Source organism: Sedimenticola selenatireducens (assembly GCF_007625115.1).
GTDB classification, from domain to species: domain Bacteria; phylum Pseudomonadota; class Gammaproteobacteria; order Chromatiales; family Chromatiaceae; genus Sedimenticola; species Sedimenticola selenatireducens_A.
This window is the reverse complement of sequence record NZ_VMNH01000010.1, coordinates 64,441-80,288: the sequence shown is the minus strand read 5'-3', so window position 1 is coordinate 80,288 and position 15,848 is coordinate 64,441. Positions and strand designations below refer to the sequence as shown.

Here is a 15,848-nt window from a genome sequence, read left to right as displayed (position 1 = left end):
TTAATTTTGATTAGGTGATTGAAAATTAAAAATGTAATAACATAGTATTTTACTTGGTATTATAAAGCCAGTCCTAATTTTCATTCAAGGTACTCCTTTGTGCTCATAGTATCTATAGTGTGTCGATGCCGCTTAGGCAAGGTTATAATAGGCTAATTCATGCTGTCTCTGGCGGGTGTGCTGCCTGAGAGAATGCGTTATTAGATAGGATTTTTTATGTGCGGTATTTGTGGTGAATTGCGTCTGGATGGAGGCCGGCCTGATCTGGAGGCGATAGCAAGGATGACGCGAAAGCTTGCTCCTCGCGGGCCAGATCATGAGGGAAGTTACAGCGACGGACCGCTTGCTTTTGGCCATCGACGGTTGGCCATTATTGACCTTTCCGAGCGGGCCAATCAGCCGATGGTGGACCAGGAGCTTGGCCTGGCACTGGTATTTAACGGCACGATATACAATTATCCAGCGCTGCGGGCAGAGCTAAAACAGAAGGGCTATCACTTCTTTTCTGAGGGTGACAGTGAGGTGATCCTCAAGGCATGGCATGCCTGGGGGGAGCAGTGTGTTGACCGTCTACAGGGTATGTTTGCTTTTGCGATTTGGGATCAGCATAAGCAGCAGCTTTTCATGGCGCGAGACCGGCTGGGTATCAAGCCATTTTATTACACTCAGTCGGGTGACCTGTTTCGTTTTGCCTCAAATGTCCAGGCACTGTTGGTCTCTGGGGGGATTGATACCTCCCTGGATGCGGTGGCGTTGCATCATCAGTTCACCTTGCATGCAGTCATACCCGCCCCTCGAACAGTACTTAACGGGGTACGCAAGCTGGCGCCCGGTCACTGCCTGCGTATCGATGCAGACGGAAAAATAACGGAACGCCGGTACTGGCAGCTGAAGGCCACACGACCCTCCAAACCCCGCAGCGATGGTGAGTGGCTTGAGGCGATTCACGATAGTCTTCGCCAGGCCGTACAGAAGCGCAATGAGATATCGGATGTTCCTGTTGGTGTACTACTCTCGGGGGGGCTGGATTCGAGTCTGCTGGTTGCCCTGTTGGCGGAGGCGGGGGTCTCTGATCTGCGCACTTTCTCGGTCGGATTCGAAGATCATCCCGATGAAAAAGGCAGTGAGTTTGAGTATTCCGATCAAGTGGTCGAGCGTTATGCCACGGATCATCATAAATACCTTATCCCCAACGACGAAGTGTTGAAGCGTCTGCCAGAGGCGGTAGATGCGATGGCTGAGCCGATGTTTGGTCAGGATGCCGTGGCGTTTTATCTGTTGTCAGAGCAGGTCTCAAAGCAGATCAAGGTAGTGCAGTCAGGGCAGGGCGCGGATGAGGTGTTTGGCGGCTATTTCTGGTATCCCCGTATGATGGAAGAAAAGCAGGGAGCAGCCGTGGAACGTTTTGCCCGTCACTATTTTGATCGGGACCACGAAGAGTTCTGCCGCATGGTCACGCCGGAATTTCGCGGTGAAGATCACACCACCCAGATGATCGCTCAACGCCTGGATGAGCCGGGGGCAGATACCTTTATGGATGCGGTGTTGCGACTTGATACCACCACCCTGATTGTCGATGATCCGGTGAAGCGGGTGGACAATATGACCATGGCCTGGGGGTTGGAAGCCAGGGTGCCCTTTCTGGATCAGCAGCTGGTTGAATTGGCGGCACAGTGCCCGCCTGAGCTAAAACTTCGGGAAGGGGGCAAATACCCATTGAAAGCGATGGCCCGGGGGATACTGCCAGATGCCGTTATTGACCGTCCAAAGGGATATTTCCCCATGCCCGCATTAAAATACGTGCGCGGGGATTTTTTACACTTTATGCGGGATATTCTTGAATCGCGTGCCTGTCGCGAGCGGGGGCTTTATTCACGCGCCTATATCGATCTGCTGCTGTCTGCCCCAGAGATGCATCATACCAGGCTCTTGGGCAGTAAATTATGGCATCTGACGTTGCTGGAATACTGGCTACAACGTAATGTCGATGGACATTAGTCCAGATTTCCACTCTTAATCGCTGTAAATAGAAAGGAGTTCAAAATGTTATCAGCTTATATAACACTGCATCTGCTGGGTGTGATTGTCTGGGTGGGGGGGATGTTTTTTGCCCACATGGCGTTACGCCCGGCGGCGGTAGAGGTGCTGGAACCACCGCATCGGTTACCACTGATGAAACGCACATTGGATCGTTTTTTCCCTTGGGTTTGGGTGGCTATCGGACTGATTCTTTTCAGTGGGTATGCCATCTTGATGGGTATCTTAGGTGCCCAGGCCGGCGTCTATGTGCATATCATGCACGCCATTGCCCTGATCATGGTGGCGCTGTTTTGCTATATCTATTTCCTCCCCTACCGGCAGATGGGGCAGCACTTGAAGGCCGGTGATTTGCCGGCAGCGGGCGCGCAATTGTTGGTGATACGAAGAATTATCGGAATGAATCTGGTCCTGGGCCTGATCACTACGGTGATTGGGGCGGGAAAGCCATTTTAAGTCGTATGTGAAGCTATGAAAGGGGGTGGTCTATGCCGTTTAAATGTGATGTAGACTTGAAAAATGGCTAGAATAACCCAATATAGCGCTCAGATTATGTATCAATTTTAGAGGTGAGTGATGGACGTTTTAGAGCGAATTAAAGAACAGGTTGATAACAACCCTATCGTGCTTTACATGAAGGGAACCCCCCAGTTCCCTCAGTGCGGGTTTTCATCTCGTGCTGCGGCTGCCCTGCAGGATTGCGGTGTTGAGTTCGCTTACGTCAACATTCTGGCCGATCCGGAGATTTTTGAGAATCTCCCTCGATTTGCCGATTGGCCAACCTTTCCTCAACTCTATATAAAGGGTGAACTGGTGGGTGGTTGTGATATTACGCTGGAGCTGCACCAGACCGGTGAGCTGCAGAAAATGACGGCTGAGGCCGCTGCCAGCAAGTCGTAATTGATTTACTGAAAAAAGCCGGCAACACCGTACGGTGTTGCCGGCTTTTTCTTGGACTGTTCAGGCTCGTTTATCTTCGGTTTTTAGCCAAGTGTTTCCATTCGTACAGCGCTGCCACTGATTAACAATGGTGCAGAATAGCTCGGCGGTTTTTTCTGTATCATAGATGGCGGAGTGGGCCTCACTGTTATCCCACTCTATTCCTGCTGTCATGGCAGCCTTCGCCAATACGGTTTGACCAAAGGCGAGGCCTGAAAGTGACACCGTATCAAATGTGCTGAAGGGGTGGAACGGGTTTCGCTTGATGCCGGTACGGGCAACGGCGGCATTCAAAAAGCCCAGGTCAAAAAAGGCGTTGTGACCGACTAGAATTGCGCGATTGCATTCACTCGCCTTTACGGCCTTGCGGATAGGGGTAAACAGATCATTGAGCGCCTCTTTCTCGGGTAAGGCATTTCGGAACGGGTGATCAGGGTCTATACCATTAAACTCCAATGCCTTCGGTTCCAGGTTGGCACCTGGAAACGGTTGGACATGGGCAGCATGGCAAGGGGTGGGGTGTAAAAAACCGTCATCATCCATCGTCAGGATGACAGCAGCAATTTCAAGAAGGGCATCTGTCTCAGCATTGAACCCAGCGGTTTCCACATCAACAACCACAGGAAGAAATCCACGGAAGCGTTGTGATATGGCGGGATTGTAGGGGTAGTCAGTCATAGGCGCACAGGATAATGGAATCGGGGGCTGTTTTCGATCGGAACCTCACAACTTAGATAAATCTCATGGTGCAGAGGTTTCGGTATGCTAGTCTTTTTTGATAAAAAGCGATTTTAGTTAGGGCTTCTGCTTATGCTGCAATTCAACTCGACCAGGCGGATACTATTTAGTCTTCTGGTATCAATATCGATCTCACTGCTTTGTTGGCAAGGTTCAGCAGTGGCGGGAGCGATGCCCTTTTCTCAGGGGCTCCTGTTTAAAATAACACCGCCAGGAAAACCCGTCAGCTATCTGTTTGGCACCATCCACTCTGATGATGAGCGGGTACTTAGTCTACCGCATGAAGTGGAACAGGCGTTTTTGGGTGCCTCAACGCTCTATGTGGAAATTGATATGGGCGCGGCCAATCTAATGACGGCTATGACCGCTATGTTCATTGATGATGGTCGGGAACTGCCCCAGATATTGGGTCCATCGCTCTACCAGCAGGCGGTGGAAGCCGTGTCTGTACTGGGACTGCCGGAGGTAGCGGTACGGTACTATAAGCCCTGGGCGCTGGCCATGATGTTGAGTATGCCGGTCGCTAAAAGTGGTCAATTCATGGACCTGGTGCTTTACCAGAGGGCTGTTCAACTCAATAAAAAAGTGGCCGGGTTGGAGACAGCTAAAGAGCAACTTGATCTTTTTGATACGTTATCGGAAATCGATCAGATTACTTTCTTGCGTGAGACACTCAATAATCTCGACAAGCTGCCGACAATCTTTCAAGCACTGCTGGAAAACTATCTCAAAAGGGATCTGAAGGCACTGATGGCGTTGAATGATCAACTCAGTCAAGCGGGTGATCAGGAGCTGGGTAAGCTGTTTCAGTCGAGAATTGTGGATGAGCGGAATCTGCGGATGGTGGATCGACTGCATGAGCCCTTTGCTGAAGGCGGACTGTTTGTTGCGGTTGGCGCACTACATCTGCCCGGTGAAAAGGGGATGCTCAGATTGCTAGAGCAGCGCGGTTATAAAATCGTCAGATTATACTGATAATTATGTTTTATGGATGTGTCAGATAGTCAAGTATGATAAATTCCGCCAGTGCTTGGGGGAACGTATGGCACTTTAGTGTGCAGTTGAAAACCTGAATCTACTAAGGATAAAGAATAAATGAAGGGTGAACGTCTATTTAAGCAGTTTAAAATAACACTGCTTACCTTGCTTGCGGTTGCGTTGTCGGGCTGTGCAAGCACGGGCGATTATCAGGATCCGCGGGATCCTGTCGAGGGTTTCAATAGGGCGATGTACTCATTTAATGAGGGTCTGGATGATATTTTGATGAAACCTATATCAAAAGGCTATAAGGCGATCACTCCTGCTCCGGTCGATACAGGGATTAGCAATTTTTTTGGTAATCTTGCCGACGTTGGTTCTGCCATCAATAATCTGTTGCAGTTTAAACTTGAGCGCGCCGCCACCGATGTTGGTCGTGTACTGGTCAACTCCACTATCGGTTTACTGGGCTTCATTGATGTTGCCAGCAACATGAATATGCAGAAGTATGGTGAAGACTTCGGGCAGACCATGGGTGCCTGGGGTATGGATCCGGGGCCTTATATAGTTTTACCTTTCTTTGGTCCAAGCAGTGGCCGTGACACCGTTGGCATGGTCGTGGACTGGTATACTGACCCGGTTCGTTATGTGAAACCTAATCACTGGCGTAATAGCCTCATTGGGTTACGTGCCATTGATACCCGTGCTGATCTGTTGAGTGCCAGTCGTGTCTTGGAAGAGGCAGCACTGGATCCCTATGAGTTCCAGCGCGATGCCTATCTGCAGAAGCGTCGGAATGATGTCTATGATGGCGCGCCACCGCCTGAGCCAGCCTATTAGCCTCGATATTGTTTATCTAAACCCCTCCCATCGTGGAGGGGTTTTTCGTTAAGACCCCGAAAAATGTCGATGTGATTTAAAACGCTTATATATCTATAAAAAATTAGAATTATACAGATTAAGTAAATGCTAATATTCTTTTACTCAAGAAAGCGAGGCTGTATCCAGGCTTTCCCATCGGAATCAAGTCGAATAGATATTTACGGAGAAATGAAATGAACAAATTTGTTAAAGCTGCTGCAATTGCCGCTCTTCTTGCTTCTTCCGCTTCTGCTTCTGCATGGTGGGGTGGTCCTTGGGGTGGTGGTCCTTGGAATGGTCTGGGTGATGGCTTCGGAGACGGCGCTGGTGACTTCAACATGAACTTCAGTGGTCGCAGCAATGTTTATGGAACCGGCAGAGGTTATGGTTATAACAACCCTTACTATGGCTATGGTCCATATGGCGCACCTTATGGTTATGCCCCATATGGCGCCTATGGTGCACCTTATGGTTATCCAGTAGCACCCGTAGCGCCACAGGCCGCTCCTGCCCCTGCGAAGTAATCTAAGGGTCAGTTAGATCGACATCTCCCACGGAAGGATTTGGTACAAGGACGTACCTAAATAATTCAAATCGGTTCCTGACGGGACAATCTGTTATTCCAGGCGGATTAGTAGATAGTCGTTAGGAATCGGGTCGCAGATCAGAAGGATAGTATTATGAAGAAGATTGCAACGCTGGTCGCTGCCGCGGCCCTTACAACAGTTTCAATGACAGCCAGTGCATGGTGGGGTGGTCCCTGGAATGGTCTGGGTGATGGTTTTGGTGATGGTGTAGCCGACGGATCATTCAATATGAGTTTCAGCGCTCGCAGTCGTTTTTCAGGCTATGGCGATGGGTATGGCTATAACCAACCCTACTATGGCTATCCTTACGGTGGAGTCTACGCCCCAGTTGCACCAATGACGGAAGAGCAGCAGAAGGCGATGGAGCAACAACAGCAAGCCTTTGCTGAACAGCAGGTCAAGGCCATGCAGGATGCCGTAGAGGCACAGCGTAAGTTTGCCGAGCAATTTGCATCCGCTCAGCCTCAGCCGTTGATGAACACAGTAGCTCGTCCGTTCGAATTGCCTGCTGATATTCAGGCGCAGCGTGATGAAATGCAGAAACAGATGCAGGCTCGTCGTGACGAGATGCTTAAGCGTGTTGAAGCCCAGCGCGCTTCTGCAAAAGAGCAACAGGAAACGCTGCGTAAAGAGATGGAAGCCCGTCGTCAGTTGCGCCGCGATATCTGATATTGCTTAGGTCGTTGGGGTGATCCCCGATGACTGATGTACCAGAAACGCCTCACGGATTCCTCCTGAGGCGTTTTTTATGCTCCCTTCAGTGGCATATTATTTCTCCTCTGCCCAGCTATGTGTTCTGCCTCCCCTTGCTTGATCCTTCTTCAATTAAGGTATGGGACACATCATTTAAAGGCTTTGCGGCTCGATTAACGCCTACTCCTCAAGCATTGAAGCATTGATCAACTTCGCGGATGCCCCGGCCACTCTCGAAAAGTGGCCAGATTATTTTTCTGATACCCGCTGTTTTCCAGACTATTTTTGCTTAAATCAAGGTAAATAAGGGTTTTGGGGTAATTTATAATTTCAATTTATCGATGAATAGGCTACCCTTTGCTTGTTTTTGCAGGTAAAAATATTTAATTAGTACGAATATCCAAATATTTTACAGAAGATTTTTTGTGGTTTTCTTTTTTTAGCGTGTTTTTTAGAAAAACAGGCTCGAAGTTACGGCGCGGATAACCTGATCACCCATTTGTAGGACTGTTCTTCGAATGAGTGCTTTGCAAGGGCAGGGGAAGAATGGGCTATCCTGAATTGTGGAAATTGCATAGGGTGAAGCAGAAGAGATGAAAAACGAATCCGGCTCCAATAGCGCAAAAGGCGCTCTAGATATCCAGACTGAAGTGGTTGTCCTTGGTGCAGGGCCTGGCGGCTACACAGCCGCCTTCCGTGCCGCTGATCTGGGTAAAAAGGTTGTGCTGATAGAAAAGCATTCCAATCTGGGAGGCGTCTGTCTGAACGTCGGCTGTATTCCTTCAAAAGCCCTGCTTCACTCAGCAGCTATCATTAATGAGGCGGCTGAAATCGAGCACATGGGCATCAGTTTTGGTAAACCAAAAATTGACCTGGATAAGATGCGCGCTGGCAAAGACAAGGTGGTCAGCAAGTTGACTCAAGGTCTCGCTGCGCTTGCAAAACAACGCAAGGTCGAGGTTGTGAATGGCTGGGGTCAATTTGAAGGCCCGAATAAGATCACAGTCGATACTCCTGAGGGAAAGGTCACGGTCAGTTTTGAAAATGCCATCATTGCCTGTGGCTCACGCCCTGTAGCCATTCCCGGTTTTCCCAATGACGATCCGCGTCTGATTAATTCCACGGGCGCCCTTGCTCTGGAAGATATTCCGAAAAAGATGTTGGTCGTTGGTGGCGGTATCATCGGACTGGAAATGGGTACGGTTTACGCCACGCTTGGCAGTCAGATTGACGTGGTTGAATTGCAGTCCAGCCTGATTCCCGGCTGTGATACCGATTTGGTTCGCCCCCTGCAGAAGCGTCTCAAGGATCAGTTTAATGCCATCATGCTTGATACCAAGGTGACCGAGATCAAGGCACAGAAAGGTGGGCTTAAGGTGACATTTGAGGGTAAGAATGCTCCCGATAAATCCGTCGTCTATGACAAGGTTTTGGTCGCTGTTGGGCGCGTGCCAAACGGAAAACTGGTGGGTGCTGATCTGGCGGGTGTCAATGTGGATGAGCGCGGCTTTATTCAGGTCGATCAGCATATGCGTACCAATGTACCCAATATCTTCGCTATTGGTGATGTGGTGGGTAACCCCATGTTGGCTCACAAAGCGACCCATGAAGCAAAGGTCGCTGCGGAAGTTATTGCGGGTCATCATGCCCTGTTTGATCCACTGACCATTCCATCTGTTGCCTATACCAATCCAGAAGTAGCTTGGATGGGATTGACTGAAACCGAGGCCAAGGAAAAAGGCATCGCCTACGAAAAGGCCGCATTCCCTTGGGCGGCCTCCGGGCGTGCCCTGGGTATCGGACGTGAAGAGGGATTGACCAAACTGCTGTTCGATCCAGAGACTAAGCGGATACTGGGTGCTGGCATTGTTGGAGTGAATGCCGGTGAGCTGATTGGTGAAACCGTGCTGGCGCTGGAAATGGGTGCCGATGCAGAGGATATTGGCCTGACGATTCATCCGCACCCGACCCTCAATGAAACCATCTGTTTCGCTGCGGAGATGGCGGAAGGTTCCATTACCGATCTGATGCCGCCGAAAAAACGCTAAGGCTGTATGATTAAACGGCGCAGGTTTGCGGGGGCATAGTTTCCCGCAACGCTGCGCCGTTTCTATTTCTAGTCGGGTAAAAACAATGAGACTGAATTACCGGGAATTTGGCAGTTACTCCAATCGCCACCCTACGCTGATACTGCTGCATGGCCTGCTGGGTTCCTCTTCAAACTGGATGACTATTGCCAAGGGTCTGTCTGAACGCTTCCATGTATTGGTGCCTGATCTGCGCAATCATGGGCGCTCACCTCACGATGATGATGTGAGTTATCCAGCACTCGCCCGTGATATAGATAAGCTCATCGATGAACAGGGTTTGGATTCAGCCCTGCTGATTGGCCATAGCATGGGTGGTAAGGCGGCTATGTGGTTGGCCCTCGATAAACCAGAGCGGGTCACGGCGCTGGTGGTGGTGGATATTGCGCCCGTTGCCTATCCGAATCGATTCGATTTGATCTACCAGGCGCTGCATGCCGTAGATGAGAGCAGTGTGGGAAGTCGTGCTGAGGCGGACGCTATTCTAGCGCGCTCTATCGATGAAGTGGGTCTGAGGCAGTTTCTGTTGCAAAACCTACAGAATGTCGACGGTGAATGGGGCTGGCGCATGAATCTTGCGAGTCTTACCAAAGGCATGTCTGAAATAGTCGGTTTCCCACTTGAGAATACCCCCTCGTATAGCGGCCCGACCCTCTTTATCTACGGCGGAAAATCAGATTATGTGCAGCCGGCGTCTCGTCCTGTGATTCGGCGTCTATTTCCCCAGTCCCAAATGCAAGTTGTATCTGAGGCGGGCCATTGGGTCTATGCCGAGCAGCCCAAGGCCTTCGCCAAACTGCTGGATGAGTTTCTTACGAAATTCTGATTTCCAGCCTTGCCGTTATTCCCTGTTCTATCCTGGATAATATTTCACAACAAACCGTGTTAATGTGGAGTATTCTTCAGGAACAGGCATATCCAGAGAAAAAATAACAAACGTTACTAACCAGGAATGGGTAAGAACAATGACGGCAAATGCGGAAACCCTGATCGGTAGAGTTACCGAAGTACGTGAAAATATCATGATCGCCGAGCTCACGTTGATGGATGGTGATGATTTCCCAATGGTTTCATCAGGGGGGAATGAGGTTGCAGTTGGACAGCTGGGCACCTACATCATGGTCAAGCAGCGTGGTGTCGAGGTGGTCACCATGGTCATCGGCGCCGGCCAAGAGTATGCGGTCAATGCGGGTGGCGTCCGTGGGATGATGACGCTGGTGCCACTGGGCGAGCTGGATGAAAATCGCAGTTTCCACCGCGGTGTTATTCATTACCCGACGCCTGGGGCAGAAGTGCATGTCGTTCGGCCGGATGAGATCGCCATACTGTTTAAAAAGTTCCAATCTACAGGTTTTGAGTTGGGATTCTTACCCTCGCTCACCTCTTTAGGCGTCTGTTTAAATCCGACGGCGCTTTTCGGTCGACACATGGCGATCTTGGGACAATCCGGTGCGGGTAAATCCTGGGCGGTAGCGAGCATTCTTCAGCGTACGGTCAAAGTGATGCCTAAAGCTCATGTGATCCTCCTGGATCTGCATGGGGAGTATGTCTGGCGCGAGGGCGAGCAAGAGCACTCCGCATTTACCGAGGGGACTTACCGGTATATTGATGCCCGTAATCTGGAGATTCCCTACTGGTTGCTGACCTACGGCGAGCTGGTCGACCTGCTGATTGACCGGGAGGATAGTAAATCATCCACTCAGATGGCATTTCTACGAGAACTCCTCCTGGTGTTACGGCGAAAGGCCAACACTGGTATGGAGGATGCCCATATCTCCATCGATTCTCCTGTCTATTTTTCACTGTCGGAGTTGTTCCAGCAGTTTAAGCGCGCCAATGAACAGGTTACGGATTTTGGTAAGGTTAAAGGTGCGCTGTATGGTCAGTTTGATGAATTTTTAATCAAACTGCAGAGCCGCTTTAATGACGTCCGCTATGATTTTCTGTTCAAGCCTAAGCGCCGTAAATCTTCGGATACCCTGGCTGATCTGTTAAGGGAGTTTGTCGGTCTGGTTGAGCCAAAACGGCAGATAACCGTGATCGATTTTAGCTCGGTGCCGTTTGATGTACGCCCCACCGTCTCAGCGCAGATAGGACGCCTCGCTTTTGAATTCAATTACTGGAACCCACAGTCCCGTGAGTTTCCGATTCTGTTGGTCTGCGAAGAGGCGCACAACTATATCCCAAGGGAGGCGGGCACCCAGTTTGAGGGGACCCGGCGCTCAATGGAGCGGATCGCCAAGGAAGGTCGTAAGTACGGTGTCGGGCTGGCGGTCGTGAGTCAGAGGCCCCATGAGCTTTCCGAAACCGTGCTTGCTCAGTGCAGCAGCTTTATCTGCCTGCGGGTAACCAACCCCGATGATCAGCAGTACATTCGTGATTTGGTGCCAGACGCTGAATCCAATCTGGTCAATATCCTGGCCGCACTTGGCCGAGGTGAGGCTATGGCGTTGGGCGAGGCGGTGCCTCTGCCGACACGCTTCCAGTTCCACCGTCCAAGCCCGGAACCCAACAGTAATGATATCGACTTCTTTAATATGTGGCGGGATGGTCCGGATACCATTGATGTAGAGGCCATTGTCAGGCGCTGGCGACGCCAAGGTCGCTGAATAAGGTAATAGCGTGAAAACCCATCTGAACAGGTGGTAAAAAAGCCAGCCAACTGCGCTATAATATGCCGCTTATCTTGGCTCGATTGCCGTATTGTCGGCAGCATTCTACGGAGTTTACCCATGTCAGCGTCTGGCGTTAAGAAGGTCGTACTTGCATATTCAGGTGGTCTGGATACTTCCATCATCCTCAAGTGGCTTAAGGAAGAGTACGATTGTGAGGTCGTTACCTTCACGGCTGATATCGGTCAGGGCGAAGAGTTGGAACCGGCCCGCGCGAAAGCAGAGGCCGCCGGTGTCAAAGAGATCTACATCGACGATCTCACTGAAGAGTTCGCTCGCGATTTTGTCTTCCCCATGTTTCGAGCCAATGCCATCTATGAAGGCGAATACCTTCTGGGTACCTCTATCGCTCGTCCCCTGATCGCTAAACGCCTGATTGAGATTGCCAATGAGACGGGTGCCGATGCCATTTCGCATGGTGCGACGGGCAAGGGTAATGACCAGGTTCGCTTTGAACTGGGTGCTTACGCCCTTAAGCCGGATGTTCATGTGATTGCTCCCTGGCGTGAGTGGGATCTGCTCTCCCGTGAGAAGCTGATGAAATATGCGGAAGATCACGGCATCCAGATCGACTATGTCAAGCAGGGCAAGAAGTCGCCTTATTCTATGGATGCCAATCTGCTGCATATCTCCTACGAAGGAGATATCCTTGAAGATCCCTGGGCAGAGCCGGAAGAAGATATGTGGCGCTGGACAGTATCACCGGAGCAGGCACCGAATGAGCCCACTTATGTCGAACTGACCTATGCCAAAGGCGACATTGTCGCCATTGATGGCAAGCCAATGAGTGCTGCTGAGGTGATGGTGCATCTCAATAAGGTTGGTGGTGAGAATGGTATCGGCCGTGATGATATCGTTGAAAATCGCTATGTCGGTATGAAATCGCGCGGTTGTTATGAAACCCCGGCCGGCACCATTATGCTGAAAGCGCATCGTGCGATTGAGTCACTGACGCTGGATCGTGAAGCAGCCCACCTTAAAGATGAGCTGATGCCAAAATATGCCAGTATTGTGTACAACGGCTACTGGTGGAGTCCTGAACGAGAAGCACTGCAGGCATTGATCGACCATACCCAGCAGGTCGTGAATGGTGTGGTCCGTATGAAGCTGTATAAGGGCAATGTCATTGTGGCGGGTCGTAAGTCGGATACCAACAGTCTGTTCGATGCCAGCATTGCTACCTTTGAGGATGATGCCGGTGCCTATGATCAAAAGGATGCGAGTGGTTTTATCAAGCTCAACGCATTACGACTGCGTGTGGCCTCAAGACTGAAAAAGAGCTAACAGGAGCGATTTGATTGATGGCACCCTCCGCAGATAATCGTGAGCATCCCCGCTTTGCACTCCGCTCCAATGTCAGGTTGACGGACGCTGAAGGGAGGGTTAGGGATGTTTATACCCGTGACCTCTCTCATGGCGGACTCTATCTGATTGTTATGGATGAGCCTCTACCTGCCGTCGATGATGTGGTAGAAGTGGAGGCCATGGATATCGAAGATCCCATTCCGCAGCGGGCAGTAGTTGTGCGTGTTGAGTCGGGTACAGGTGTTGCGATCAAGTTTGTTGAGTAATAAGCGTCCATGTCTAGCTCCCAAATGATGCGTGCCTCTACCGTGACTGTTCGTGTTGGCGGTGTCATGGTGGGTGGATCTGCGCCAGTTGTGGTGCAGTCAATGACCAATACTGACACGGCCGATGCCGCTGCCACCATTAACCAGGTTGCCCAACTGCATAAGGCGGGTTCTGAACTGGTTCGAATCACCGTGAACACGGAAGAGGCGGCGCGAGCAGTCGCAACTATTCGTGAGGGGCTGGATAAGCGGGGTGTTAATGTTCCGCTTGTGGGTGATTTTCATTTCAACGGCCATAAGCTGCTGCAAAAATATCCTGAATGTGCCGAGGCACTCGACAAATACCGGATCAACCCTGGAAATGTGGGGCGCGGTGCCAATAGGGACGAGAAATTTGCATCGATGATTGAGTTGGCCTGCCGTTATGACAAGGCCGTTCGTATCGGTGTTAACTGGGGTAGTATGGACCAGGAGCTGGTGGTGCGCATGATGGATGAGAATGCGCAGTCGTCCCAGCCCTTGGATAACGACCAAATTACCCGGGAGATCATGGTTGTTTCTGCCCTGGATAATGCCCGTCGGGCGGAAGCACTTGGGCTGGGGCGAGATCGGATCATTCTCTCTTGCAAGATGAGCGGCGTGCAGGATTTGATCGGTGTGTACCGAGCGCTTTCAAGTCGTTGTGACTATGCCCTGCATCTGGGGCTGACAGAAGCCGGTATGGGTTCAAAGGGTATTGTCTCGTCTACGGCTGCCTTGGCTGTGTTGCTGCAGGAGGGGATTGGGGACACCATTCGCATTTCTCTGACTCCAGAGCCGGGTGGCGCTCGAACCCAAGAGGTGCAGGTGGCGCAAGAGATTCTGCAGTCGATGGGGCTGCGCTCATTTACCCCGATGGTGATAGCCTGCCCAGGCTGTGGTCGTACCAGTAGTGTCTTTTTTCAGCAACTGGCCCAAGAGATCCAGCAGTATCTTCGCGACCAAATGCCACTCTGGAGTGGCAAGTATCCGGGTGTGGAAGCGATGAATGTAGCAGTCATGGGTTGTGTTGTTAACGGTCCTGGTGAGAGCAAACATGCCAATATCGGGATCAGTCTTCCGGGGAGTGGGGAGGTCCCGGTAGCGCCAGTCTATGAGGATGGAGAGAAGACCGTCACCCTGAAAGGTGATCATATTGCGCAGGAGTTTCAGGCATTAGTAGCGCAGTATGTTGAACGCCATTATGGGGCCAAGGGATAAGCGTTTTTACCGGGTCAACACTTCTGGTATTCATAGAAACAGCCTCAATTTCCCGGGTACATTTCTCCTAACAGACGCTTGAACTCCGGATGCTCACGCAGCAGTCGCTGTCCGGCTCGGATGAGCTGGTCGGCGCCCTGTTCTGGCAGATTGAAATCAGTGGGAATACTCGACAATGCCTGACCATTAAGCTGTTCAGTGGCATCCTCCAGATCTACATTAATAAAGTAGAGTTCCAGTCGACAATCTGTTTGATCCGGACACTCCTCTGGCCCCCTTTTCTGTTCCAGCCAAGGGGTCATATGGCTGTGCAGATAGGCCTTGGTCTCAAAATTATAGTTGCTCAGAGGTGTGGTGCTGGCAGCATCGAGGATGACTGACTGGGGAGGATGGCTTGGCATCTTTTCCCATTCGGTGGGTAGACGGGCGGCCGCATCAACTTCAATCAACACGATACGACGAACGCCATTCAGCGAGTGGTTTTTCAGTGTATTGATCAGGCCATCGTGAATAATCACCTGATCCATAATCGCCCGAAGCCCCAGGTTATCGGAAAGTCCACCATCCAATAGGTGAATATAGGGGTGCTCGGTCTGATTCAGGTAGCGGCTCCAAATCTGCGCCAGTCGATGGCGGCGTGGGTTGGTATTCTTTTCGGCTAAGCCACTGTGAACCCATTGGGGCACGGGGTAGTTACAATTCCCCGCGCGGTTGGTCATAGTCACTGGTGTGAAGATGAGCGGAACGGCGCTGGATGCTGCGACAGCCCGTGCAACAGGAAATTGTTGTGTGTCGGAGCAGATCAGAGAAAAAAACTCGGGCGTAAATCCAAAGCGGCTCCCTTTGAAGAGATCCGTGGCGTTGATGATCACCATCGGACCTTGTTCATCGAATAGCTCGCTGAGCGTGTGTTCACCAAAGAGCTTCTCACGGAAGAACTCATCCAGAATATCGCCGGAGCCAAAGGTTGTGGAAGAGAGCCTGGAGAGGTTTTCAAGTGATAACATCCGCTGGCGCAACTCACTGCGAACATCCTGATCTATAAAGTCAGATCGAAAGTCGCGGAACAGTCTATCCCCGTGTAATCCATAATAGGCGGCGATGATGCTACCCCCGGAGACCGCCGATATAAGATTGACTTTATCTAAGAGCGAAGGTGAGTTGGCATCATCGTATACGGGGGTCTGCCAGAGTGCCTCCAGTACCCCATAGGCAAACGCCGATGCCCGGCTTCCACCGCCCGATATGGTCAGTATCACGAGGGTAGATTCAGGGACTTGAGGGTGCATTGTTGGTTTGGCTTCTACCAGGGGGGGGTTGTCTGGGAAGCGGGCCGTACTTGCGCATCCGCCTAAAAGTAGGATGGCGAACAGTAACCAGGCGAGTTGCAGGTTTTGATGCATGGGTCTCACAGTATCTTGTGAATGGTAAACGGTTAGTTTACCG

The 15,848-nt window shown here is 51.0% G+C and carries 15 protein-coding genes; 13 read left to right on the top strand and 2 right to left on the bottom strand.

The window, feature by feature from the left end; genetic code table 11:
- Positions 1-216 precede the first annotated feature (216 nt).
- The 3 genes from FHP88_RS10360 (at position 217) to grxD (ending at position 2,937) form a co-directional block, all read left to right on the top strand.
- Positions 217-1,998 (top strand): N-acetylglutaminylglutamine amidotransferase, encoded by a 1,782-nt coding sequence (locus FHP88_RS10360; RefSeq protein ID WP_144358973.1) that lies wholly within the window; start codon positions 217-219, stop codon positions 1,996-1,998.
- A 45-nt stretch (positions 1,999-2,043) separates the two neighbouring features.
- Positions 2,044-2,493, top strand: a complete 450-nt coding sequence (locus tag FHP88_RS10355) for a CopD family protein (RefSeq protein ID WP_144358972.1) — start codon at positions 2,044-2,046, stop codon at positions 2,491-2,493.
- 120 nt (positions 2,494-2,613) lie between these two features.
- The gene (gene grxD / locus FHP88_RS10350; RefSeq protein WP_144358971.1) at positions 2,614-2,937 is read left to right on the top strand and encodes a Grx4 family monothiol glutaredoxin; all 324 of its coding nucleotides are present in this window, start codon (positions 2,614-2,616) and stop codon (positions 2,935-2,937) included.
- Between the two features lie 60 nt (positions 2,938-2,997).
- Here the strand turns inward: grxD and rnt are convergent, their stop codons facing one another.
- Positions 2,998-3,654, bottom strand: coding sequence for a ribonuclease T (gene rnt / locus FHP88_RS10345; protein WP_144358970.1), 657 nt, complete (start codon positions 3,652-3,654; stop codon positions 2,998-3,000).
- Positions 3,655-3,885: 231 nt separating this feature from the next.
- On the opposite strand from rnt, the gene FHP88_RS10340 reads away from it, so the two are divergent.
- From FHP88_RS10340 to ispG, 10 genes are all read left to right on the top strand, one after another.
- Positions 3,886-4,689: a TraB/GumN family protein gene (locus FHP88_RS10340; protein WP_186297684.1), complete on the top strand. Its 804-nt coding sequence runs from the start codon at positions 3,886-3,888 to the stop codon at positions 4,687-4,689.
- A gap of 120 nt (positions 4,690-4,809) precedes the next feature.
- Complete coding sequence (locus FHP88_RS10335) at positions 4,810-5,532, top strand: VacJ family lipoprotein (protein ID WP_144358968.1); 723 nt, start codon at positions 4,810-4,812, stop codon at positions 5,530-5,532.
- A 215-nt stretch (positions 5,533-5,747) separates the two neighbouring features.
- A complete protein-coding gene (locus FHP88_RS10330) occupies positions 5,748-6,077 on the top strand; it encodes a sulfur globule family protein (RefSeq protein ID WP_144358967.1) in 330 nt (109 codons plus the stop codon).
- Between the two features lie 156 nt (positions 6,078-6,233).
- Positions 6,234-6,809 (top strand): sulfur globule family protein, encoded by a 576-nt coding sequence (locus tag FHP88_RS10325; RefSeq protein WP_144358966.1) that lies wholly within the window; start codon positions 6,234-6,236, stop codon positions 6,807-6,809.
- 617 nt (positions 6,810-7,426) lie between these two features.
- Positions 7,427-8,881 (top strand): dihydrolipoyl dehydrogenase, encoded by a 1,455-nt coding sequence (lpdA, locus tag FHP88_RS10320; protein WP_144358965.1) that lies wholly within the window; start codon positions 7,427-7,429, stop codon positions 8,879-8,881.
- An 85-nt stretch (positions 8,882-8,966) separates the two neighbouring features.
- Positions 8,967-9,746: an alpha/beta fold hydrolase gene (locus tag FHP88_RS10315; RefSeq protein WP_144358964.1), complete on the top strand. Its 780-nt coding sequence runs from the start codon at positions 8,967-8,969 to the stop codon at positions 9,744-9,746.
- Between the two features lie 139 nt (positions 9,747-9,885).
- The gene (locus FHP88_RS10310; RefSeq protein WP_144358963.1) at positions 9,886-11,529 is read left to right on the top strand and encodes an ATP-binding protein; all 1,644 of its coding nucleotides are present in this window, start codon (positions 9,886-9,888) and stop codon (positions 11,527-11,529) included.
- Positions 11,530-11,652: 123 nt separating this feature from the next.
- The gene (locus FHP88_RS10305; RefSeq protein ID WP_144358962.1) at positions 11,653-12,876 is read left to right on the top strand and encodes an argininosuccinate synthase; all 1,224 of its coding nucleotides are present in this window, start codon (positions 11,653-11,655) and stop codon (positions 12,874-12,876) included.
- Positions 12,877-12,893: 17 nt separating this feature from the next.
- Positions 12,894-13,163, top strand: coding sequence for a PilZ domain-containing protein (locus FHP88_RS10300; protein WP_144358961.1), 270 nt, complete (start codon positions 12,894-12,896; stop codon positions 13,161-13,163).
- Between the two features lie 9 nt (positions 13,164-13,172).
- On the top strand, positions 13,173-14,402 hold the full coding sequence (gene ispG / locus FHP88_RS10295) for a flavodoxin-dependent (E)-4-hydroxy-3-methylbut-2-enyl-diphosphate synthase (RefSeq protein WP_144358960.1): 1,230 nt from the start codon (positions 13,173-13,175) through the stop codon (positions 14,400-14,402).
- A gap of 44 nt (positions 14,403-14,446) precedes the next feature.
- On the opposite strand, the gene FHP88_RS10290 is transcribed toward ispG, so the two are convergent.
- The gene (locus FHP88_RS10290) at positions 14,447-15,805 is read right to left on the bottom strand and encodes a patatin-like phospholipase family protein (protein WP_144358959.1); all 1,359 of its coding nucleotides are present in this window, start codon (positions 15,803-15,805) and stop codon (positions 14,447-14,449) included.
- Positions 15,806-15,848 lie beyond the last annotated feature (43 nt).